Annotated in this window: 24 protein-coding genes; 1 reads left to right on the top strand and 23 read right to left on the bottom strand. The window is 31.6% G+C overall.

The features are described 5' to 3' along the window. From lepB to B5D41_RS06730, 15 genes are all read right to left on the bottom strand, one after another. Entirely contained in the window at nt 1-516 is a 516-nt protein-coding gene (gene lepB, locus B5D41_RS06800; protein ID WP_078809871.1) for a signal peptidase I, read from the bottom strand. A 90-nt stretch (nt 517-606) separates the two neighbouring features. After that, nucleotides 607-957 (bottom strand): 50S ribosomal protein L19, encoded by a 351-nt coding sequence (gene rplS, locus B5D41_RS06795; protein WP_078809870.1) that lies wholly within the window; start codon nt 955-957, stop codon nt 607-609. A gap of 118 nt (nt 958-1,075) precedes the next feature. Further along, the gene (locus B5D41_RS06790) at nt 1,076-1,645 is read right to left on the bottom strand and encodes an RNA methyltransferase (RefSeq protein WP_078809869.1); all 570 of its coding nucleotides are present in this window, start codon (nt 1,643-1,645) and stop codon (nt 1,076-1,078) included. A gap of 18 nt (nt 1,646-1,663) precedes the next feature. Beyond that, nucleotides 1,664-2,395 carry a tRNA (guanosine(37)-N1)-methyltransferase TrmD gene (gene trmD, locus B5D41_RS06785; protein WP_078809939.1) on the bottom strand — a complete coding sequence of 244 codons (732 nt, stop codon included), beginning with the start codon at nt 2,393-2,395 and terminating at the stop codon, nt 1,664-1,666. A gap of 14 nt (nt 2,396-2,409) precedes the next feature. Further along, nucleotides 2,410-2,916 (bottom strand): ribosome maturation factor RimM, encoded by a 507-nt coding sequence (gene rimM, locus B5D41_RS06780; protein WP_078809868.1) that lies wholly within the window; start codon nt 2,914-2,916, stop codon nt 2,410-2,412. A gap of 127 nt (nt 2,917-3,043) precedes the next feature. Further along, nucleotides 3,044-3,274, bottom strand: a complete 231-nt coding sequence (locus tag B5D41_RS06775; RefSeq protein ID WP_078809867.1) for a KH domain-containing protein — start codon at nt 3,272-3,274, stop codon at nt 3,044-3,046. Nucleotides 3,275-3,308: 34 nt separating this feature from the next. Continuing rightward, on the bottom strand, nt 3,309-3,578 hold the full coding sequence (rpsP, locus tag B5D41_RS06770) for a 30S ribosomal protein S16 (protein ID WP_078809866.1): 270 nt from the start codon (nt 3,576-3,578) through the stop codon (nt 3,309-3,311). Nucleotides 3,579-3,653: 75 nt separating this feature from the next. Then, nucleotides 3,654-5,000 carry a signal recognition particle protein gene (gene ffh / locus B5D41_RS06765; protein WP_078809865.1) on the bottom strand — a complete coding sequence of 449 codons (1,347 nt, stop codon included), beginning with the start codon at nt 4,998-5,000 and terminating at the stop codon, nt 3,654-3,656. Nucleotides 5,001-5,025: 25 nt separating this feature from the next. Then, complete coding sequence (gene ylxM / locus B5D41_RS06760) at nt 5,026-5,367, bottom strand: YlxM family DNA-binding protein (RefSeq protein WP_078809864.1); 342 nt, start codon at nt 5,365-5,367, stop codon at nt 5,026-5,028. A 92-nt stretch (nt 5,368-5,459) separates the two neighbouring features. Continuing rightward, nucleotides 5,460-6,569 (bottom strand): signal recognition particle-docking protein FtsY, encoded by a 1,110-nt coding sequence (gene ftsY / locus B5D41_RS06755; RefSeq protein ID WP_078809863.1) that lies wholly within the window; start codon nt 6,567-6,569, stop codon nt 5,460-5,462. Between the two features lie 24 nt (nt 6,570-6,593). After that, complete coding sequence (locus B5D41_RS06750; RefSeq protein WP_078809862.1) at nt 6,594-7,727, bottom strand: peptidase S7; 1,134 nt, start codon at nt 7,725-7,727, stop codon at nt 6,594-6,596. Nucleotides 7,728-7,810: 83 nt separating this feature from the next. Further along, on the bottom strand, nt 7,811-11,377 hold the full coding sequence (smc, locus tag B5D41_RS06745) for a chromosome segregation protein SMC (RefSeq protein ID WP_078809861.1): 3,567 nt from the start codon (nt 11,375-11,377) through the stop codon (nt 7,811-7,813). Nucleotides 11,378-11,615: 238 nt separating this feature from the next. Beyond that, on the bottom strand, nt 11,616-11,876 hold the full coding sequence (locus tag B5D41_RS06740) for a stage V sporulation protein S (RefSeq protein WP_078809860.1): 261 nt from the start codon (nt 11,874-11,876) through the stop codon (nt 11,616-11,618). 308 nt (nt 11,877-12,184) lie between these two features. After that, nucleotides 12,185-13,219, bottom strand: coding sequence for an elongator complex protein 3 (locus B5D41_RS06735; RefSeq protein WP_078809859.1), 1,035 nt, complete (start codon nt 13,217-13,219; stop codon nt 12,185-12,187). Beyond that, nucleotides 13,209-13,943, bottom strand: coding sequence for a pseudouridine synthase (locus tag B5D41_RS06730; RefSeq protein ID WP_078809858.1), 735 nt, complete (start codon nt 13,941-13,943; stop codon nt 13,209-13,211). The genes B5D41_RS06735 and B5D41_RS06730 overlap by 11 nt, the downstream gene beginning before the upstream one ends. Nucleotides 13,944-14,128: 185 nt before the next feature. Here B5D41_RS06730 and B5D41_RS06725 point away from each other — a divergent pair, with 185 nt between their 5' ends. Next, entirely contained in the window at nt 14,129-14,824 is a 696-nt protein-coding gene (locus B5D41_RS06725; RefSeq protein ID WP_078809857.1) for a 4Fe-4S binding protein, read from the top strand. Here the strand turns inward: B5D41_RS06725 and B5D41_RS06720 are convergent. The 8 genes from B5D41_RS06720 to B5D41_RS06685 form a co-directional block, all read right to left on the bottom strand. Beyond that, a complete protein-coding gene (locus B5D41_RS06720; RefSeq protein ID WP_078809856.1) occupies nt 14,811-15,935 on the bottom strand; it encodes a D-alanyl-D-alanine carboxypeptidase family protein in 1,125 nt (374 codons plus the stop codon). The two genes, B5D41_RS06725 and B5D41_RS06720, sit on opposite strands and share 14 nt — an antisense overlap. 57 nt (nt 15,936-15,992) lie before the next feature. After that, a complete protein-coding gene (gene ytfJ, locus B5D41_RS06715) occupies nt 15,993-16,397 on the bottom strand; it encodes a GerW family sporulation protein (RefSeq protein WP_078809855.1) in 405 nt (134 codons plus the stop codon). Beyond that, entirely contained in the window at nt 16,370-17,137 is a 768-nt protein-coding gene (locus B5D41_RS06710) for a DUF2953 domain-containing protein (RefSeq protein WP_078809854.1), read from the bottom strand. Before B5D41_RS06710 ends, ytfJ begins: the two co-directional genes overlap by 28 nt. A 110-nt stretch (nt 17,138-17,247) precedes the next feature. Then, nucleotides 17,248-17,817, bottom strand: a complete 570-nt coding sequence (scpB, locus tag B5D41_RS06705; protein ID WP_078809853.1) for an SMC-Scp complex subunit ScpB — start codon at nt 17,815-17,817, stop codon at nt 17,248-17,250. A 14-nt stretch (nt 17,818-17,831) separates the two neighbouring features. Further along, on the bottom strand, nt 17,832-18,593 hold the full coding sequence (locus B5D41_RS06700; protein WP_078809852.1) for a segregation and condensation protein A: 762 nt from the start codon (nt 18,591-18,593) through the stop codon (nt 17,832-17,834). Nucleotides 18,594-18,611: 18 nt separating this feature from the next. Next, on the bottom strand, nt 18,612-19,595 hold the full coding sequence (gene trpS / locus B5D41_RS06695; RefSeq protein WP_078809851.1) for a tryptophan--tRNA ligase: 984 nt from the start codon (nt 19,593-19,595) through the stop codon (nt 18,612-18,614). A 67-nt stretch (nt 19,596-19,662) separates the two neighbouring features. Further along, nucleotides 19,663-20,268, bottom strand: a complete 606-nt coding sequence (locus B5D41_RS06690; protein WP_234983908.1) for a site-2 protease family protein — start codon at nt 20,266-20,268, stop codon at nt 19,663-19,665. Then, nucleotides 20,269-22,938 carry a CBS domain-containing protein gene (locus tag B5D41_RS06685; protein WP_078809850.1) on the bottom strand — a complete coding sequence of 890 codons (2,670 nt, stop codon included), beginning with the start codon at nt 22,936-22,938 and terminating at the stop codon, nt 20,269-20,271. Between the last annotated feature and the right edge of the window lie 78 nt (nt 22,939-23,016).

The raw sequence follows: 23,016 nt of genomic DNA, 5'->3' as shown, positions 1-23,016 counted from the left end.
TTAATTAATTAAACCAATTCTACTTAACGGCCAAAACCTAACTAATGCCTTACCAATTACATTCTTTCTAGGCACAAATCCCCAAAATCTACTATCCTCACTATTATTACGATTATCACCTAATACAAAGTAATGTTTAGGTGGTACCTCAACCTCTTGGTAATTACTATATCCTACATCTAAGGTATAATTCTCTTTAAGCGGTCGATCATTAACATAAACTGTCCCATTATCAATGCTCACTGTATCTCCAGGTAATCCAATCACCCTTTTAATAAATTTCTTTCTAGGGTTAACCGGATACTTAAAGACAATTATATCAAAACGTTCAGGGTTCTTAAATCTATAAATAAACTTATTTACAAAAATCCTATCTCCAGGCTCTAAAGTAGGTCGCATAGATCCAGAAGGAATATAGAATGCTTGAATAATAAAAGTAATTATTATAAATGATAATATAACTGCTATGACTACAGCCTCTAAATATTCCTTTATTTCTGCCTTTGAAATTCCCATTATGTTCCCGTCCTTTCGCAAAATAACCAATTCACTAAATATATACAAAAGAGGACAGGCTTAGTGCCAGTCCCCTCCATTAAAGACATCTTAAAGTTCTTTCTTTTCTCTAACTCTAGCTGCTTTACCTCTACGTTCACGAAGATAGAATAACTTAGAACGTTTTACATCTCCTCGTTTAACAACTTCTATCTTAGCAATTTTAGGAGAATGAACCGGGAATATTCTTTCTACACCGATTCCATGAGAAATTTTACGAACCGTAAATGATTCTCTAACTCCTCCACCTTTACGTTGAAGAACAATACCTTCAAAAACCTGAATTCTTTCTTTACCACCTTCGACAACTCTTACATGAACTTCAACTGTGTCTCCAGCTCTAAATTCAGGTATACTATCTTTCATATTATCCTGTTCTACAGCTTGAAGTAAATCTTCCATGATATTTCCTCCTTCCTCTAAGACGTTCATATTTAATAAGTAAATAGAGGACCGCCTGTGATCATACAGACTACATTATAACATAAATAAATAATGATTACAAGCAATAATTCTTAAGTTATTCCCACCAGGTTTCACCTAATAATCTATCTAAAATAATTGACGCTGCACTTCGAACAGAGAGATGATTATATTTACCAGGGCCATAGATTGGCTCTAAAATATAATCAACAGATTTCATCATCTCTTCAGTCAATCCCCAACCAGTACCAAGCAGCATTAAATAAGGGTTATCCTCATTATGAATCTTATCTCTTAATTCTTGATAACCAATTGTATTTTCATATTTACGCGCATCAGTAGAGACTAAAACAGGGGTTTTGCCTGTCTCATCTTTAATTTCTTTAATTACATCGTCTAAATTAGATTTAATATCTAAAATACTAAAAGCTTCTTGGCGATCAGGATTATACTTTGCTCCAAAATCACTTCCCCAATATTCTTGCATTTTTTTAACTAATTCTTGCTGAGATTTAAGATGATTTACTATATAATATTTATTAATATTATAAGTCCTGCTAGCTCGAGCAATATCATGTAAATCAAGATTAGTAACTGTAGTAGTAATAACCTTATTATTCTTATTATAGACAGGATTATGAATTAAACTTAAATATAAATTAGGAATACTCTCTCACCCCCTAAATTATTCTATCTCTAATTCATCCTTTAATTCATTTAAAATACTTCTTTCTCCCTCTGTTAATTCAACATTTTTAAATAAATCCGGTCTTCTAAGTAAAGTACGTTTTAATGATTTCTTCTTTCGCCACTGAGCTATTTTTTGATGGTTACCACTTAATAAAACCTTTGGAACTTCTAAAGAACGAAAAACACTAGGTCTTGTATAATGAGGATAATCTAAAATCCCATTATAAAAAGAATCTTCAATCGCTGATGCTTTAGTTCCTAAAACACTAGGAACCATTCTGGCAATAGCATCAACTAAAACCATAGCCGGAAATTCGCCTCCAGTTAAAACATAATCTCCAATAGAAACTTCTTCATCTATTAATTCTTGTCTAATTCTTTCATCTATTCCTTCATATCTACCACATAGAATAATTAAATGCTCTTTTGTAGCAAGTTTTTTAGCCATTTCTTGATCAAAAGTCTTACCTTGGGGAGACATAAAGAGTACCTTGGCTTTATCTGTCTGCACCGCTTCTACAGCTCTAAAGATAGGTCCAGGCTTCATTACCATACCTGCACCTCCACCGTAAGGATAATCATCAACATTACAATGTTTATCTAAAGAATAATCACGAATATTAGTAACCTCTATATTTATTAACTCTTGCTCTTGGGCTTTCTTTAAAATGCTTTCGTCTAAAGCATTAAAAATTTCTGGGAAAATAGTCAATATATCAAATTTAATCATTATGTACCACCTTAAAGTAATCCTTTAATCGGCTTAATAATCATCTGGCCATTTTCTAAGTCAACCTCTTTTACTACCTCTTTTAAAGCAGGAATTAATCGTTCTTTCTCGTTAGATTTGACTACATAAACATCATTACTACCTGTTTCTAAAATATCAGTAATTACCCCCAATTCTATTCCATCAACAGTAACTACTTCTAAATCCAGGATATCATGTAAATAGTAGCTCTCTTCTGGTAATACAATCGCTTCACTTTCAGAAATCTTAACTAAAAAATCTTTATATTCAATAGCAGATCCTATATCATCAATTTCAGCAAATTTTAAAATTATAAACTTTTTATGATATCTTAGTCCTTCAATATTTAATCTCTCTTGTTTACTTCCTTTCTCTACAATTACCTGATCTAATAATTCAAAACGACCGGGATAATCAGTTAAGGGAAGTACTCGAACTTCTCCTTTATTTCCTTGGTGTTTAGTTATCTTACCGATAGTAATTAGCTCTTCTGTCATTACTAACACCTCTTTATATTAATTACATTATAATCTTTATTCTAAACAATTATAAAAAAAATATAAATATTTCCCATAATTAAGATAAGAGCTAGAGTTTTAACCCTAGCTCTTTTAAGAACATAAACTATTGAATAATCTCAACTATTACTCTTTTTCCTTCTTTAGTAGCCGCTGCTTTTACTACTGTTCTCATTGCTTTAGCTATTCTACCTTGTTTCCCGATAACTTTTCCCATATCTTCTTCAGCAACTTGAAGTTCTAAAATTACAGATTTAGCACCTTCAATTTTGTTTACTTTTACTTCCTCTGGGTTATCAACAATAGAACGAGCAATTATTTCTACTAATTCATTCAAAATACTAGACACCTCCTAAGTAAATAGATGATGCCTACTTATTTTTCAGCTCATCAAACTTCTTCATAATACCCTTACGACCGAATAATGTTTTAATAGTGTCTGAAGGTTGAGCTCCTTTTTGTAACCAATCTAGAGCTTTCTCTTCATCAACTTTAATAGTCTCAGGCTCCGTTGTCGGATTATAGTGACCTAATTCCTCAATAAATCTACCATCACGTGGTTTACGAGAGTCAGCAACTACTAATCTATAAGAAGGATTTCTGTTAGCACCCATTCTTTTTAATCTAATCTTAACTGCCATATCTATCACCTCCTTAAAATGATATTAAAACCTATGATAATATATAGGATAAATTAAAATTTATAATAATAAGCTTTATAAGAAAGGGAATTTGCCTTTTAGTCCACCTTTCCCCACTCCTTTTTGCATATCTCCAACCTGCTTCATCATCTTCTTAGTCTGTTTAAATTGCTTTAATAATCTATTTATATCCTGTACTTCTGTTCCACTACCCTGAGCTATTCTCCTACGACGACTACCGTTAATAATATCAGGATTTCTTCTTTCTTCTAAAGTCATAGAATTAATAATAGCTTCGATTCTATCTAAATGATTTTCATCCATATTTACACCTTTAAGCTTTTTGATATCTCCCATCCCTGGAAGCATATCCATAATCTGATCTAACGGCCCCATATTCCTTACTTGGTCCATTTGATCTAGAAAATCTTCTAAAGTAAATTCTTCTTTACGTAATTTTTCCTCTAAGGCTTTAGCTTTTTCAGCATCTATATTCTGTTCTGCTTTTTCAATTAAGCTTAAGACATCACCCATACCTAAAATTCTAGAAGCCATACGATCAGGATGGAATGGTTCTAGATCATCTAACTTTTCCCCAATACCAGAAAATTTTATTGGTTTACCAGTTACTTCTCGAATAGATAAAGCTGCTCCACCACGAGCATCACCATCTAACTTAGTTAAAACAACTCCATCAACGCCTAAGGCATCATCAAAATTTTCAGCTACATTAACTGCATCTTGACCTGTCATAGAGTCAACTACTAATAAGATTTCGTGAGGCTTTACAGCTTTTTTGATATTCTTTAACTCACCCATTAATTTTTCATCTATATGAAGTCTACCAGCAGTATCTATAATTACTACATCTCGACCGTTGGACTCAGCATGACTAACCCCAGCTTTAGCTATATCAACAGGATCTTGCTTATCCCCCATTGTGAAAACAGGTTGTTCTAATCTTTCACCTAATACTTGTAATTGTTTAATAGCTGCAGGACGATAAATATCTGCTGCAACTAATAAAGGACGTCTACCTTTATTATGAAGGTTTTTAGCTAGTTTACCAACTGTTGTAGTCTTACCTGCTCCCTGTAGTCCTACTAACATAATAACAGTTGGAGGATTTGAAGCTAAAGTTAATTTGCTTTGAGTTCCACCCATTAATTCTGTTAGCTCTTCATTAACTATCTTAACTACTTGTTGTCCAGGTGTTAAACTTTCTAATACTTCTTGACCAATAGCACGTTCTTCAATATCTTTAATAAAATTCTTTACAACTCGAAAGTTAACATCGGCTTCTAATAAGGCTAATTTAACCTCTCTTAAGGCAGCCTTAACATCTTCTTCAGATAATTTTCCTTTACCTCGTAACTTATCAAAGGTACCCTGTAATTTTTCGGCCAAGCCTTCAAATATCACTTTCTAAATTCCCTCCTTAACTTTATTAATCAGCTAATTTATCAGCAATCTCTTGTAAAATTCGTAATTCCTCTTTAGAAATCTGCTCAGAAATTTTATTAATCATTTCTTTTAAATTATCAACTTGTTCTTGCATCTCTTTATGTCTTTTTACCAAACTTAAATTTGCTTCATAATCTTCTAATGCTTCTTCAGCACGCTTTAAATTATCATAAACAGCCTGTCGACTAATTTCATATTCTTCAGCAATCTCTCCTAGAGATAAATCATGATAAAAATAGAGTTTCACTATCTGTTGTTGTTTGTCTGTCAATAAATCTCCATAAAAATCAAATAAATTACCTATTTTAATAGTTCTCTCTAACAAAAAATATCACCTGCAATGTGTGTTAAGTAAAAATACTTTACAGGTGATAGTATAACATAGTGCTTATGTGCTGTCAAGGTTTAAGTTTAATCTTAATCAAATAATGCATCTATGAAAGTTTCAGGTTCAAAATCCTGTAAATCTTTTATCCCTTCCCCTACTCCTATTAATTTAATCGGAATCCCTAACTCTTCTTTAACCGCAAGAATAACTCCACCTTTTGCAGTTCCATCAAGTTTGGTTAACGCTATACCATCTACTTTAACGTCTTTATTAAATGTCTTAGCCTGAGAAATGGCATTCTGTCCAGTAGTAGCATCTAAAATTAATAATACTTCTACTCTTGCCCCGTCTGATTCACGTCCGACAATTCTACGAACTTTCTTTAATTCTTTCATTAAATTATCTTGAGTATGTAATCTCCCAGCAGTATCAACTATTAATAAATCCACATCTCTAGATTTAGCAGCTTGAACTGCATCATAAGCTACCGCTGCTGAATCTGAACCTTTTTGATGAGAAATAACATCTACTCCTACTCTATTGCTCCATTCTTCTAACTGCTCAATTGCTGCTGCTCTAAAAGTATCACCTGCAGCTAAAAGTACATCTTGGTTATTCCCTTTCGCTCTTTGAGCTATCTTCCCAATAGTTGTAGTTTTACCTGCTCCATTAACACCTACTACCATTAAGATTGTTAATTGATGCTCATCATAAACATCATCTACCCCTCCACTTAAAATATCACTCAATTGTTCTTTAAAAATATCATGTAATTCAGCTGGCTTTTTCACTCCTTGATCCTTAGCCTTCTCTCTTAATTCATCTACTAATTTCATAGTAGTATTAACACCTACATCAGCTTGAATCAAGATTTCTTCTAAGTCCTCATATAATTCATCATCTATTTTACTGCGACCAGTAAATAAATTCTGAACCTGTGAGGCAAAAGAATTTCTAGTTTTAGATAATCCATTCTTTAACCGAGAAAAGAATCCTTCTTCCTCTTCTTCTTTCTCTTCTATTTCAACCTTATCAGGATCATGAGTCTTAAATTTAGAAAATACTCCTCCAGTACCTTCTTGAGTCTCTTCTGTATTTTTCTCTTCCTCTGGCTTTTCTTCTTTAAATTCTATTTCTTCTTGTTCTTGTTCCTCTTCCTTTTTTTTCTTTTTTCCTCTACCAAATAATTTCTTAAACATCATCTTCCCCCCAAAAATCATTTACTACTTAATTTTAATAGGCTTACATAAATCAGTATATTCTTGAGCAATCCCAAATCTCCTCTTTCTAATTTTAGCTTCTTCCTCTGGAGTTTCAGCATCATAGAAATTTTGACCTACTTCTTCATATTCATCAGCTAATTCAGCTACTTTATTCTGTAGCTCAATAACTGTAGCACCTTTAACTTTTCCCTCCTTATCATGACCAATAGCAATTATTGGTCTTCCCCATGTCCCAGGTCCAGCCATAGCATCTCCCATATGCATAACTCCGGTTCCGCCAGGATGAGTATGAACAATAATTACATTATTAGGAATAAATTTACTATATGCTTCTCTTAAAGAAATTCCATTCACATCAGTAAAGCTAGAGGCTAACATTCTCGAAGGAACATATCCCATTCCTCCAACTACTAATTTACCTTTTCTAACTACATGACCATCTTCAATAACACCTATGGCAGCAACCTCTCTACCTTTCTCTACTTCAATGGATTTCTGTACTAAGTCATTTACAAATTCTTCATCTATTGAATTTACTTCAACTCGAGGTATTTGCCAATCTTCTTCTGACATAGAAGCAACCTCTAATTTCTCCTCTTTTACATCCGTAACATTTAATTCTTCACTAACATCTAAATACTTAAGTCTTAACTTAGAGGATTCCTTTAAAATCTCTCTCTCTTCATCCATATCCCTAGCAGCTAATCGTTTAATCTGAATATTTTCTGATTTAGTAGCAAGATTAAAATATTCATCTTTAGGATACACAATTCCTACGCCAGCTTCTTCTGAATGCTTAACCCCGATACTAACCACTGGTAAATTAAAAATATTAATTCCTCCAGTATCAACAATTAAACCAGTCTTTCCAGGATTAGTAGTAATAATGACAGCATTATCTGGTAATTGATTAATTCCTTCCAATAATGACCTACCATCTATATCAGTAATTTTACCTAACATCATCCGATAAGGCAAACCAGAAATACCACCATCTACAATTTCAGATATAGTATCTACATATCCTTCACCATTTAAAAAACCTATAGTACCTGCAGATCTACCTTGACTTAATTCTACACTTTTATCTACTAATTTTTGAACTATACCTTTAGCAATACCTTCAATCGTCATATTTTCTCCTCCTTAAAATTGCTTAAAAACTATCATTATATTTTCCCAATTTCAATTGACTAATATGTAATGATAGCTCACAATTAACTTGCCACTTCTGTTAATTTCAGGGAAACCATTTTTGAAATTCCAGACTCCTGCATAGTTACTCCATAAAGAGCATCAGCTATTTTCATAGTACCCTTTCTATGTGTAATTAATACAAATTGGGCAATTGACGATAACTCATTTAGATATTCAGCAAAACGATCTACATTAGCATCATCTAATGGAGCATCTATCTCATCTAAAATATAAAACGGACTTGGCTTTACTTTTAATAAAGAAAAGATTAAAGCTGTGGCAGTTAATGCCTTTTCCCCACCAGACATCAAAGATAATTTTTGCAACTTCTTTCCTGGTGGCTGAGCATTAATTTCAACACCTGTTTTTAACAAGTCATCAGGATTATCTAAAATCAATTCAGCTTTACCACCATTGAAAAGCTCAATAAATATTTTTTCAAATTCTACTTTAACCTGATCAAATGTTTTCTTGAATTTATCCTGCATAGTCTCATCTATTTCAGAAATTACTTTACTTAAAGAATCCTTAGCTTCTATTAAATCAGCATGTTGTTCTTTCATAAAGTCAAAACGTTCTTTTAAAGTTTCATACTCTTCTATTGCTCCTAAGTTAACATGTCCTAATTTATTAATACTCTTCTTTAATTCTTTAATACGCGTCTCTATCTTATCATGGTTATCAATCGGTTCTCGATTATCGATTCTTTCTTCAATATTCACTTCATAATTGTCAATTAATTTCTCTCCTATATTTTCTAATTTAACTTCTAATTGAGCTTCCTGAACTTCATAGTCATTTAGACTTTTTTGTACTTTATTTAGTTTCTTTCTAATACCTTGTGAATCCTGCTGAAGTTCATTAATTCTTTCGGAAATATCTCTTCTTTCTTCTTGAATATTCTTTAACTCACTCTTTAAATTCTCCTTTTCTTCATAAAGATTCTCTTTAGTTTTAAGAAGACTACTTTTCTGTTCTGATTGTCTTTCTTTTTTCTTATTTATTCTATCAATCTCATCTTCTTTAGTCTTAATATTAACTTTCGCCTTTTGAATATTATCTTTTAATCTTTTTTGTTCTTGTTCTAAATTAATTCTTTCCTGTTTAATCGAAGCCATTTTTACTTTTAGATTAGTTATTTCTTCATTATAATCTTCTTTTTTATCTTCAATCTGCTTAATTTTATTCTCAATAGAAGAAATAGCTCCTTCAATATTCTGATTACCATCAGTTAAAATTTCAATCTCTTTAGATACACTCTGCTTTTCATCTCTTAAAGATTCTAATTCTTTACTTAAAGCAGTTGAATAATTATTTAATTGCTCCTTGTTAGTTTCTAATCTATCGATTTCTTTTTCTAACTGTTGATAATCTTTCCTTTTACCAGTTAAATCTAAATCCAATTGATGAATTAAATTCTTTTTCTTTTTAATCTCTTTTTCAAGATTAACTATCTGATCGCGAAACTCAAGCCCTTTGTTACCGATTTCCTCTAATCTTTCATCTAAACTCTTGACTTTTTTATTTAACTCATCTATTTGACGACCCCTACTTAACAAATTAGCATTCTTATTATAAGAACTTCCTCCAGTCATAGAACCACCTGGATTAATAGTTTCACCATCTAAAGTAACTACTTTTACCTTTTGGTTTGCTTGTTTAGAAATTTTTACTGCCGCATCCATGTCTTTAGCTATGATTATTCTACCTAATAAATTTTTAACTACTGGTGTGAATTTATCCTTATAGTCTACTATATTGGCTGCTACTCCTAAAGCTCCTGAAATTTTCAATGTCTTTTCCTCTTTATGATATAAACTTCTAGGTTTAACTAAATTCAAAGGTAAGAAAGTAGCTCGTCCAGCTTTATTCTTCTTCAAATAATTAATAGCTGTTTTAGCATCTCGATCTTTATCTACAATAATATTCTGTAACCTACTGCCCAACGCCGTTTCTATAGCTGTTTCAAATTTTTTCGGTACCGTTAATAATTCAGCTACTACCCCATATATTTTAGCAAAATCAGGATTACTCTTTCGATAACGCAGTATACTCTTAACCCCTCTATAATACCCTTGATATTTTTCCTGCATTCCTTCTAAAACTTCTAGTTTTGACTGATAATTATTCTGTTTTGACTTATAGTCTTCATACTCATCTTGTAATACTTGCAACTTATCTTGTAATTTAATTTTATATTCTTCTTTTTCTTTTACTTCACGCTGCTGATCTTTAAACTGTCGTTTAGTAGTTAAGATATCCTCCTCAACTTCTGTTAAATCTTCTTTCAAACCTTTTAAAAGATCCTCATTCTTTTCTTTATCTTCTTCTTTTTCAATTATCTCTTCTTCTATATCAACAATCTGCCTTTTAACATTATCTAATTGATTCCGTTTCTTATTTATTTGATTTAAATGTTCAATCATACTTTCTTTAGCATTATCCTTGCTACCTTCTTTTTCTTTTAAATCATTAATCATTTTATCTAATTCTTCTTCTTTAATCTGTAAATAATTTTTATGTTCATTTAATTCTTGATTTACCTGCTTTAAATTACTTTGATTATTTTCTAGTTCTTCTCCTAAGCCTGAAATTTCTTCTTTTAGTTCTTTAATTTCTTGTACTAATTGTTCTAAACGATAATCTGCGTTATTTCGCTTTTCTTTTAATATTTGAATCTTATTATTGATTCTTTCTATACGATTCTCTATCTGATATCTGTTATCTTTTTTTAATGAAATTTTCTCAGTTATTTGGTCTAATTTTAAATTCAACTCTTCTTTCTTTGAATCATATTTAGCTACTTTCGTTTGAATCTGATTAGTCTCTTTATCTAATTCTTTACGTTTCTTAATAACCTCAGTTAAGTTGTTATCCAGTTCACTATATCTATTTAATAATAAATTAACTTCTAAAAATTCTAATTCAGTATAATATTCATTATATTTTTCAGCCTTCTTAGCGTCTTCTTTTAAAGGCCCAACTTGTTTTTCTAATTCGCCTATAATATCAGTAATTCTCTGTAAATTATGTTCCGTATCTTCTAATTTCTTAGATGCTTTATCTTTACGTTTCTTATGCTTTGTAATCCCAGCAGCTTCTTCAAATATCCCTCTACGATCACTAGACTTATTACTTAAAATAGAGTCTATTTTACCTTGTCCAATAATTGAATAAGCTTCTTTTCCCATTCCAGTACCCATAATTAATTCTTCAACATCTTTTAAGCGACAAACTGAATTATTAATTAAGTAATCACTTTCACCAGACCTAGAGACTCTTCTTCCAATAGTTACTTCATTATAATCTATAGGTAAACTACCATCACTATTATCCAAAGTCAGAGTTACTTCTGCAATTCCTAAGGGCCTTCTTTGGTCACTACCTGCAAAAATAACATCTTCCATCTTGCTACCACGCAATGATTTAGCACTCTGTTCTCCTAAAACCCAGCGAATAGCATCAGATATGTTACTCTTCCCACTACCATTAGGACCTATAATAGCTGTAATATTTGGTTCAAACTCTAATTTTACTTCATCAGCAAAAGATTTAAAACCATGCATCTCAATCTTTTTTAGATACAAAACCAAGCCCTCCCTACCAAGTTAATTCCTTAGTGCATTTTTGCACTAAATATAATTCTATCATAATTTAAAGAAAAATGAAATAGATGGCTCCACCCCATTACTTTAAAATACTATTTAATATAACGTGTTAATAATATATTACACCATATTTTTCCTTTTATCCTGCTTAAACCAAAACAAAACCTACCTAGACTTAAGTCTAGGTAGGTTTTGTAAAAAAATAAATTATTAATTTCTATCTAGGTTCTACAAATACTTTAATAGCTGTGCGCTCTTCTCCATCAATTTCTATTTCAGCAAATGCTGGAATAGCCACTAAATCTACCCCACTTGGTGCTACAAAACCTCTTGCAATAGCAACAGCCTTCACTGCTTGATTAACCGCTCCTGCTCCTATAGCCTGTAATTCTGCCTTACCCTCTTCTCTTAATACTGCTGCTATAGCTCCTGCAACTGACTTAGGTTGTGATTTGGATGCTATCTTCAATACTTCCATGTTGTTTCCTCCTTTTTGGTTTTGATTTAAGTTTACCTCTTACTGTTATGTATAGTGCATTTGATACTTATATTATTCATGAAAAGTAAAAAAAATCCTTCATTAACAAAGATTTAAATTAAATTTAATAAATAGTATAAGATATATTTCTAAATTGGATTACTTCCTCAACTGCTAATAGATTAATAATTCAAAGATTTAATTCTATCCATATTTATACCTCCTTATTAGTAGTCTTACCTACTTAATAAGAAGATAATATCTTTAAGCTTTAATTATTGAATTTTTTTATCAATAACTATAACTATTTATATTCTTAACTTCTTTCCATTAATAATTATCTCTCCAACCTTCAATTTCTCGTCTAATTCTATTTGTACTTTTAAGCCATATCTATTTTTAAATTCTTTGAGATTACTATTTTTTTGACCTCTAACTGTAGAATTAAATCTAGGATTTATTCTAAGAATTAAATTATTCTGATTAATCTGTTTAATCTGTTCATTTAAAAATTGCTTTATCTTATCTAAAACTAATCTTGATTCAACCAATTGTCGAAAAGCTGGATGAAAAGGTCCAGCAATTACTGATTCCTTATTAACCCCATCAGAAGGCTGTAAACCTATTCTAATTACAGGAATATTATTCTTTTTAAATAATGATAATTCTTCTTTACATATATTAACTGCTTCATCTATACTTATGGGAACAAATTTGTCTTGTGAATATAATTTAGCCAAATATGTGTCTTTAATTACTAATGTCGGGTAAATTCTAACAAGATCTGGAGCTAATTTTACTGTCTGTTGAGCACTATATAGCATACTTTTTTGGTCTGCTTGAGGTAGCCCAGGCATTAACTGTATTCCTAATTTAAAATTTGATTCTTTAATTAATTTAGTAGCCTTAATTACATCATCTGCAGTATGTCCCCGTTTAGCAGCTTTTAAAACTCTTTCTACTAAGGATTGTACTCCTAACTCAATTACTTCTACATTATATTTAGCTAAATTATCTAAAATCTCTTGATCAATATAATCAGGTCTAGTAGATAGCCGCAAATTATCTACTAGACCTTTTTTACAATACTTATATGCTACTCTTAATAGTTCAGTCTGTCTATTGATATCTAAACCAGTAAAACTACCTCCATAAAAAGCTATCTCAACTTTACTTCTCTCTTGGCTTATAGTACTAAGATATTCTTGAATTATTCTCTCAGCCTTATTAGAAGTCATACCTTCTTGTACCCCAGTAATCTCTCGTTGATTACAGAAAACACAATCATGTGGGCACCCTGCATGAGGAACAAAGATAGGAATTATATAATGTTTACTTTTCATTAGCTTTTATCTTCTTTTCAATTTCTTTTAATTCTTCTACTTCTACTTCATTTAAGTATCTGTAACGTCCTGTAGGTACTTTTTCTAAATCTAAAGGTCCAAAAGTATTCCGCTTTAATTCTTTTACTTCATGACCTACTGCTTTCCACATTCTTTTAACTTGATGTTTTCTTCCTTCATGAATTACTAGAGAAACTATAGATTCATCTTCTAAATCTGCTACTAATTTAGCTTCAGCTGGAGCTGTCCAACCATCCTTTAACTCAATTCCCCGCTCTAAAGCTGCTAATGTCCCTTGATTGGGAACACCTTTAACTGTAGCTAAATAGGTTTTATCTACTTCATGACTAGGATGGGTCAAAGCATATGTTAAATCTCCGTCATTAGTTAATAATAATAACCCTTCTGTATCCCTATCTAATCTACCTACTGGGTGTACAGACTCCTTTACCCGGCTTATCAAATCCATTACCGTGTGTCGATTCCGCGGATCATTTACTGTAGTTATGTAACCTTTTGGTTTATTTAAAAGAATATAAACTAATTTTTCTCTTTCAATTCCTTTCCCATCTACCTCAATGGTATCTTTTTGTGGGTCAACCTTCACTCCTAATTCAGTTACTACCTTACCATTAACTTTTACTCTACCTTCTTCAATAATCTCTTCACTCTTTCTTCTGGAAGCAATTCCTGCGCTAGCCATTAATTTTTGTAACCTTTCCATAATTATCACCTCAAGTACTAGTATTGACTTCTTCTCTATTCTAATTCCTTAACTATAACTAAACTCCTTCTTATAAATTTATTGATTTTTCAAGCTAAATTTAATAGAATAGACTTAGCGGTGTTAGTTGTTGGGGGTTGGGTGTTAGTAATTAGGTAGTATTTTATAAATGGGGAGTGATTATTATGAAAAAATTATTAACTAAATTCAAGAAAAAGTTTAGTAATTATATGATAAGTAGAATGATCAAAAGAGCTGGCTTTGATAAAGATAAAATGTATCACATAGAATTATGTCGTGGTAAAAAAAGATGTAATCGAAATGTGATAGATGTAGGTAAAACAGAAGAATTAGTCATCAAAAATTTAGAAAATAATCAAATTGCAACTAGATTACATACTAAATTGGTTAATGAAGACCTAATTTTACCACACCATATGTTCAAAATAGCCATTTCTGGATGTGTTAATGGTTGTTCTAAACCACAAATTAAAGACTTTGCTATTATTGGGCAATTAAAACCTAAAGTTAATCAACAAGTTTGTATTCAATGTGGCAAATGTGTTAGAAAATGTTCTGAAGGAGCCATTAAGCTTTCTGATTCAGAGATCAAAATTAATTTTGATCAGTGTATTTACTGTGGTGATTGTATTGATATTTGTCCTACTAATGGCATCACTAAAGATAAAGAAGGATATCAAATCCAAGCTGGAGGACATCTAGGTAGACATCCCCGTTTGGCTGATATGATAACTAATCTAAGTGGCTCAAAAGAAACAAATAGTTTACTTACTAAAGCAATTAATATCTTTGTTGAAAAAGGGGAAGGCCATGAAAGATTAGGTACTACTGTAGATAAATTAGACATTAACCTAAAGTAGTTAACCACTGCCAAAACTTATCTAATCTTGATTCAGGTACTATAGCTTCTTTAGCTAATAATGGAATCGTTCCTTTCTTTTCTCCATCTATATAAAAGGCAACCTTACCTACTTGTTCATTTTGAGCAATAGGCAATTTAAGATTTCTTTTGATGCTAATTTCTTTTTTAAGAGTAATTTCATCATTATTAAAAGCTACAACAACAAACTTTTGTGCTACCTTTAATTTTAGTTCTCGATTGTCAATCTCTTCTAAGTTTAGAGAATAAATCTCTTCACCTTGATTTACTACCTCTATTCTTCTAAAATTATCTAATCCATAATTTAGTAGTTTCATTGAATCGTGCCACATCTGAGCACTCTTTAATACAACAGAAATTACCTGTCTACCGTTTCTAGTTGCTGAAGAGACTAAACATCTTCCAGCTGCTCTAGTATAACCAGTCTTAACACCATCTACTTCATCAAAACGCCTTAACAGCCGGTTAGTATTTAATAGAGAGCGACCATGCTTACGTTCTTGCCACGAAATCTTTTTTCGAGTAGTATCTACTATTCTAGCAAAAGTTTCATTCTGAAGTGCATAGCGAGCTATCATAGCTAAATCATAAGCCGTAGTTAAATGTCCTTTTTGGGGGAGTCCATTAGGATTCTGAAAAGTTGTATCTAAAGCGCCTATTTCTTTAGCTTTTCGATTCATCATATGTGCAAATTTTTCTACACTACCACCAATATGTTCAGCAATTGCTACTGCTGCATCATTGCCTGAATTTAACAATAATCCATATAATAGATCCTCTAAAATCAATACTTCTCCCTCTGCTAACCAAATTGATGAACCACCTTCATAAGCTGCCCGTCTACTGGCCTTTACCTCCCCATTTAAATTACCATTTTCAATTCCTAAAATTCCGGTCATAATTTTGGTTGTACTGGCTGGAGCTCGCTTCTGATGAGGATTTTTAGCATATAATACCTCCCCTGTTTCGGCATCGATTAAGATTGCTGCTCTAGCTGTTACACTTGGTTTAGCTAAAGCTACATTATTCACCATTAAGATGGCTAATATAATTAACAATGCCGAAAGTTTCTGCCTCTGAATTAACTTCATATCTTTCCTTCCTTCCCATTTAAAACTTATCTAAAATATACCTCATCTATATCTTATTTAATTATCACCACTTTTAGAATTGTTTTTAGCCATCGATTTAAATTCTTTAAGTAATTCTGGTGCAACATTAATTAATCGTTCTATAACCGCATTATTATTTACTGGTAATAACCTAACTTGATCTTCACCAACCACTAAAAAAGCAACCGGTTGCAACATTACTCCGGCTCCACTACCACCACCAAAGGGCTTCTTTTCTTCTTTCTTTTTATCACCATTCTCATTCGGACTTGTATACTCACTACCTCCAGCAGCAAACCCAAAACTGACTTTAGAAATAGGGACTATCACACTCCCATCAGCAGTTTCAACTGGGTCACCAACTATTGTGTTTACATCTACCATTCCTTTAATATTCTCCATAGCCGTATCCATTAATGCTTCAATTGGATGGTCTGCCATTTATTCGAAAACCTCCTCTTATATCTATTAAAAATTATCTTTAATCCTGTGATAATAATATTTCCTAACCATAAGCTAAATATACTCTCAAATTTAATTTCTAATTCATTAACTTGATTAAAATTAGGCTTTACTTCAAAATCTGGTTGAGCCATACTTTTAGATTTTTGATTAAGAAAAGAATAAATTATTCCCTTAATAGCCCATACAAACCCTGTCATCATCCCTGTTATAGCTGGATCTTTAATCCCAAACTTAGTCTTCCAAACAAGCTTCTTACATCTTCCTGTAATACTTAAGACTAAAGTCCCGATAATTCTTAATAAAATCGGATTACGCAGTGTTAATTCATCCAAACGGTGTAACTCATCTTTAAATGTATCTAAACCTCTCTCTATAGCTTCAAACTTATCTGCTAATCCCTTTATAAAATCTACCTGCTCTTTTAATTCTGCAAAATCTATTTCGTCAAATGATAATGTTTTTTCTTTTTCAAACTTCATCTTTGGTGAACCAGTCGCTTCTATTTCCGCTTTAAATTTTAATAAAGGGCGACGAAGAACTTTCTTGATCTCTAAATAAGGAATATGTAATTTATAAGTTATTAACCCAAATAAAACTTGCATCCAAATCTTCAAGTCATCATTTCCATCTTCTCGCTTATATTCTATAAATACATCAATAGGAATTATTAAAACCAATGATAAAATTATTATTAATGTTAACAAAATTAAAGTCATATTCCTTCACCCTTCAGTTTGCTTGCTTTTGACACATTGGTTATTTTTCCCGATAATTAAAATGTTATACATTATTATAAAAATATAAAAAAAGAGTCATAACATTAATGTTATGACTCTACTTCATCTACTAATTCTTTATTTTCTCGTAATATCTCATCCTTATTTTGTGCGAACTCTTCCGGTTCAGGTAATTCACTTAGATCATTTAAACCTAAATACTCTAAAAATTTATCACTAGTACCATATATAATTGGATTTCCTATTGTCTCTTTTCTACCTAATTCAACTATTAGACCACGTTTTTGTAAAGTTTTAAGAGGCTTTTCTACATTAACTCCTCTAACATCCTCAACCTCTGCTCTAGTTACTGGTTGTTTATAAGCTACAATAGTTAAGGTCTCTAAAGAAGCTTGTGTTAATTTGTTATCCACTTCTGGTTGATGTAAATCATTAATATAAGATTCATACTCTGGTTTAGTCCTTAACTGATAACCATTATTTAATTTTAATAATTGAATTCCTCGATCAGACTGACTATATTCTTCTTTGAGTTTTTTAAGTTTATTTTTAATTTGACCTGAACTCAATTCAGTTACCCGCTTAAGCTCCTTTACCTGTAAAGGCTCTGTTGCCGTAAAGAGTAAAGCTTCTATTAAAGCTCTTTGACTTTTATCCATTATTGACAACTCCTTTAATCAACCAAATAGACAATAATTTCTCTAAAAACATCGCTTTGTTTAATTCTGACTTTATGCTGTTTCATTAATTCTAGTAAGGCCATAAAAGTAACCACAATTTCTAGTTTAGTACAGCCTTGCGAAAATAATTCAATAAAATTTACTTCTTTTTCTTTATTCATTCTTTTGGCTAAATCTTCAATCTTATCTTGTATAGATATCTCTTCTCTATTTAAGTATGATAATTTATCCTTAGACTCATTTTTTTTATCTTTTACCTTATCTTTTTGTTGTAATCTCTTTACAACTACTTCTTCAAAAGTAGACACAAACTCATTAAGAGACATATTCTCTAACGGATTTACCTCTGGCTCTTCAGAGTCAATCTCCGCTAAAATACTTTCTATATTTCTAGTATATCTTTTATGTTGTGTGTCTTCATAATCTCTTAAGCAGTCAGCCAATTCTTTATACTTTTTATATTCTAATAACCTTCTAATCAACTGTTGTCTTGGGTCTATTTCATCCTCTTCTTCCTCTTTATCTTCATCTGGTAATAACATACCAGATTTAAGTTCAATTAAGTTAGCAGCCATTATTAAAAATTCACTGGCAATTTCCAAATTTAACTCTTGCATCGCTGCTATATAATTTAAATACTGTTTTGTAATTTCAGAAATAGAAATATCGTAAATCTCTACCTCATCATTCTTAATTAAATGGAGCAAAAGAGGAATGGGACCTTCAAAGGCATCTATCTTTACCTCATAGCTCACTTTACACTTTCACCTCAATTATAGATTCATTGCGCTTCTGACTTCCTTCATAGTCGCTTGAGCTACCTTTTTAGCCTTTTTAGCTCCAGCAGCTAAGATCTCATCGATTCGTTCGGGATTCTTCTCTAACTCTTTTCTTTTAGCTCTAATCTCTGCTAATTCATCTACTAAAACATCTCTTAAGTTACCTTTGCAATTCATGCATCCAATTCCAGCATTACGACAACCTTCTGCCAATTCATCAGTCTTCTCTGATTCATTAAAAATAGTATGGAAATTATAGACTGAACAGACATCAGGGTCTCCTGGATCTTTAAGTCTAATTCTCTGTGGATCTGTTACCATCTGTTTGACTTTTTCTTCTACTTCATCTTTACTATCTGCTAAGAAAATAGCATTCCCATAACTCTTACTCATCTTACGCCCATCAGTACCTAATAACTTAGGTACTTTAGTCAATTTAGGCTCTGGTTCTGGAAAAATTTCTTCATAAAGATAATTAAATCTACGCCCAATCTCTCTAGTCAATTCTAAATGGGGTAACTGATCCTTACCAACAGGAACTGTGTCTCCTTTATATAATAGGATATCTGCTGCTTGTAAAACAGGATAACCTAATAATCCATAAGGTACAGAATTTCCTAACCCTAACTCTTCAATCTGCTCTTTATAAGTCGGCACTCTCTCTAATCTACTAACTGAAGTAATCATCGAGAATAACAGATGTAACTCTGCATCTTCTTTAACATCTGATTGAAGAAAGATAACACTCTTCTCTGGATCAATCCCTGCACTAATCCAATCTATAACTAATTCTCGAATATTATCTTTTATATCTTCAGTCTGATCATATTTAGTAGTTAAAGCATGCCAATCTGCTATCATGAAATAACAATCATACTCATCCTGAAATTTAATCCAATTATCTAAAACTCCTACTAAATGTCCTACATGTAGTCTTCCAGTAGGCCGCATACCACTTAAAATTCTTCCTTTTGACATAATTAAATCCTCCTTAATTAACTAGTCTTAAAAATAGTTTATATAAATTCAATATAAATCAATTCTATTATAAGAGTAATGCATAAAAGAAATTAACGATAGGTCCTAAAATCCCCTGTAATAATCCTGTAAAAACTAAAAATAAAAGAATAAAAGGACCATACGCCTCTATTTCATTTAAAGTTTTATCAAACCTTCTAGGTAGTAAACCTTTTAATATTTTAGAGCCATCCAGTGGAGGCAATGGTAGTAAGTTAAATGTAGCTAAGCCTATATTTAATATAACCCCTGTTAAAAAAAATGTACTAATAATCCTCATATCAAAAAAGTTAACCAAAGTCATTCCAAAAACCTTAAAAATAACAGCTAATATTATTGCTAAAGCAATATTTGCTGCCGGTCCGGCCATACCAACATACATCATTCCTTTTCGTGGATTAGAAAAATGTCTAGGGTTAACTTTTACCGGTTTTGCCCAACCAAATCTTCGAGTAATTAATAAAACTAATGTCCCCATTAAATCTAGATGAGCTAAAGGATTAAGTGTTAATCTACCAGTCATTTCCGGTGTAGGATCACCTAATAAGTCAGCCATTTTACCATGAGCATACTCATGAAAAGATAAAGATAATAGTAATAACGGAATCAAAAGTATAATTTCAAAAATCTGCACTTAATTCTTACCTCCTTTTTCTAGTCGCTTTAAACATTCTTTAAGATATTTATATTCATCATCATAAGAATCTAATTCTCCATTCAATTTTTTATCTTTAACCTTAGATAAGACCCTTCTAAAACAAGGTCCGGGATCATGACCTAACTCAATAATATCTTTGCCTGTCACCTCTAATTCTATCCTTCTTAACTTTACTAAATAATCTTTAATCCACTCTTTAACTTCTGGTTGATCAGTTATTAAAGCTAAGTAAGCCATCTCTTCAATGCTAAGATCATTTAGTTTATGGTAAACTATAGTTGACTGTAATCTAGATTGTAAGAGTAAATTCAAAATTTCTTTAACTTCTTCTTTAACAAAAATAGCCTTTGATACTAAATCATTAGGAAATTTAAATTTTAATAAGAAGTCCCTAATATCATCTTTATCTAAACTTCTAACTAGGATCATTAAGTATAAATAACAATTATCTACTTCTTCTTCAATTCCTAACCCTTCTAACCATTCTTTAATATTAGTAACTTTTAAAGCTAAATTATATTCTTTTTCTGTCCAAGTCAAATCTGGATGAAAATATTTTAATAGATTAAATCTATTTAGATCAAGTAATATCTCAGGTGCCACTTTTTCCATTAAAATTAACGCTAATTCATTTCCTAACCTTCCTGTTGTTAACCCTTTAATCACATCCTGGTCAATAGCATGTTCAATTAATTCTCTAGTCAAACTTTCTATTTCAAAATCATATCGATTACTAAATTTTAATGCTCTTAAAATCCGAGAAGGATCATCAATGAAACTAAAATTATGTAAGACTCGAATCAAACCGGAATCTAAATCTTCTTGACCACCAAAATAATCAATTAACTTACCAAATTTTTTAGAATTCAATTGAATAGCTAAAGCATTAGTTGTAAAATCCCTTCTAAATAAATCTTCTTTCAAAGATGCCGCTTCTACTTGTGGTGGGGCAGCTGGATATTCATAATACTCAATTCGAGAACTTGCTATATCTAACTTTAATCCATTATTTAAATTAACTATGGCTGTACCAAAATCTTGATGGGATTCCTTTATTTCTCCATCTAATTCTGTAACTAATTTTTGAGCAAACTCAATCCCATCACCTTCTACTACTAAATCTATATCTAAATTCTCTACTCCCAAAATTAAATCTCTAACAAAGCCACCAACAATATATAGATTAAGGCCTGAATCATCAGCTACTTTACCAACTTCTACTAATAGATTGAATAAACCTTCATCTAACTCTTCCAAAAGATCTCCCACATTAGAACTTGCTTCTGAAATTTTAACCATACTTCTTCCGTAACGATTCTGCTGACCTTTAATATAATCTGCTTGTCCATATAACACTTTCAAAATATCACTACGGGTTACAATTCCTGATAGATTTCCTTTCTCATCTAATACTGGCAGTCTTCCGATATCATGTTCAACCATCTTATGTTGAATTTGTTTAAATGTAGTATCTTCATCAATAGTAATTACTTGCCGCGACATATATCCTTTAACTGGTGCATGCATTAAATCATAATTTCTTACTTTATCAACGTCTCTCCGAGAAATTACTCCTAATATCTCATCATCTTGAACAACTACTAATCCAGAATGACCATATCGGAGCATAATCTTCTCTGCTTCACCAATGGATTCATCAGGCCCGACAATCATAACTGGTCTAGACATAATATCCTTAGCTAATATTGATGGTTTCATCTTTTTTTCCACAGAATCAACCAATTCATTTTCTAATTCAGCTAAATTTACATCTTGATCTTTAATCATGGCTGAAGCAGCTTTTGTATGGCCCCCTCCACCATATTCCATTACAATTTCAGCTACATCAACTGTATCTACATTACTTCTAGCCACTACCAATACTTTTGTTTCCAGTCTAACTAAAGTAAAGATCACATCAGCTCTATTTAAATCATCTAACTTATGAGTTAAATAGGCTATACCACCTATATATTCTTTAACTTCCGCTTTATAAACAGTAATTTTTAATCCATTTAATTTATATACATTTAAGGAATTCAATAATTGAGTAAATAATTCCTGCTGAGCTTGACTTAAAGGCCGGTCAATAAACTGATCTATAACTGATAAATTAGCCCCTTTATCTAATAAGAAGGCAACTGCCTTTGCATCAATAGAAGTAGTAGATGGAAAAGTTAAAGAGCCAGTGTCTTCATAGATTCCTAAAGTAAATAAAGTCGCTTCGAAGGGAGTAATATCAATTCCTTTTTCTTTAATCTCTTGGCAAAGTAAACTAGTAGTTGCACCGACTGGCTTTACTAATTCCCAGTCTGCATCTAATTCACCATCTAATTCTGGATGATGATCATAAATAACCAAATCAACTACTGAATGATTTGCTAATTTAGATAATTCACCTATTCGACTACTAATTCTCGTATCAACTACTATTAACTTACTTATGTTCTCTTCTTCTATATCTCCCTGAATCTGATTAGGCCGCTTAATAATAATCCTATCTTTATATAAAGACATAAAGTCTTTAACATTTTGACTTAATCTACCTGAAAAGACCATAGTAGCCTCTGGATATAACTTCTTCGCTGCAACCATAGCTGCTAAGGAATCAAAATCTGTTCCTTGATGACTGGTTATTACTTTCATTCTATCACCCCTTATACCTCTTAAGCATTAACTTTTATTATACCATAGCTGAAAGTATTTAGAAAGGTAGATAGCAAA

The organism is Selenihalanaerobacter shriftii (assembly GCF_900167185.1).
Lineage (GTDB): Bacteria > Bacillota > Halanaerobiia > Halobacteroidales > Acetohalobiaceae > Selenihalanaerobacter > Selenihalanaerobacter shriftii.
This window is presented reverse-complemented; position numbering and strand designations above follow the sequence as displayed.

Coding starts and splice junctions, on each gene's coding strand:
- lepB (WP_078809871.1), bottom strand. CDS start 516: ATGGGAATTTCAAAGGCAGAAATAAAGGAATATTTAGAGGCTGTAGTC.
- rplS (WP_078809870.1), bottom strand. CDS start 957: ATGGAAGATTTACTTCAAGCTGTAGAACAGGATAATATGAAAGATAGT.
- rimM (WP_078809868.1), bottom strand. CDS start 2,916: ATGACAGAAGAGCTAATTACTATCGGTAAGATAACTAAACACCAAGGA.
- rpsP (WP_078809866.1), bottom strand. CDS start 3,578: ATGGCAGTTAAGATTAGATTAAAAAGAATGGGTGCTAACAGAAATCCT.
- ftsY (WP_078809863.1), bottom strand. CDS start 6,569: ATGTTTAAGAAATTATTTGGTAGAGGAAAAAAGAAAAAAAAGGAAGAG.
- B5D41_RS06750 (WP_078809862.1), bottom strand. CDS start 7,727: ATGACGATTGAAGGTATTGCTAAAGGTATAGTTCAAAAATTAGTAGAT.
- B5D41_RS06740 (WP_078809860.1), bottom strand. CDS start 11,876: ATGGAAGTATTGAAGATAGCATCCAAATCACAACCTAAGTCAGTTGCA.
- B5D41_RS06735 (WP_078809859.1), bottom strand. CDS start 13,219: ATGAAAAGTAAACATTATATAATTCCTATCTTTGTTCCTCATGCAGGG.
- B5D41_RS06730 (WP_078809858.1), bottom strand. CDS start 13,943: ATGGAAAGGTTACAAAAATTAATGGCTAGCGCAGGAATTGCTTCCAGA.
- B5D41_RS06725 (WP_078809857.1), top strand. CDS start 14,129: ATGAAAAAATTATTAACTAAATTCAAGAAAAAGTTTAGTAATTATATG.
- B5D41_RS06720 (WP_078809856.1), bottom strand. CDS start 15,935: ATGAAGTTAATTCAGAGGCAGAAACTTTCGGCATTGTTAATTATATTA.
- ytfJ (WP_078809855.1), bottom strand. CDS start 16,397: ATGGCAGACCATCCAATTGAAGCATTAATGGATACGGCTATGGAGAAT.
- B5D41_RS06710 (WP_078809854.1), bottom strand. CDS start 17,137: ATGACTTTAATTTTGTTAACATTAATAATAATTTTATCATTGGTTTTA.
- scpB (WP_078809853.1), bottom strand. CDS start 17,817: ATGGATAAAAGTCAAAGAGCTTTAATAGAAGCTTTACTCTTTACGGCA.
- trpS (WP_078809851.1), bottom strand. CDS start 19,595: ATGTCAAAAGGAAGAATTTTAAGTGGTATGCGGCCTACTGGAAGACTA.
- B5D41_RS06685 (WP_078809850.1), bottom strand. CDS start 22,938: ATGAAAGTAATAACCAGTCATCAAGGAACAGATTTTGATTCCTTAGCA.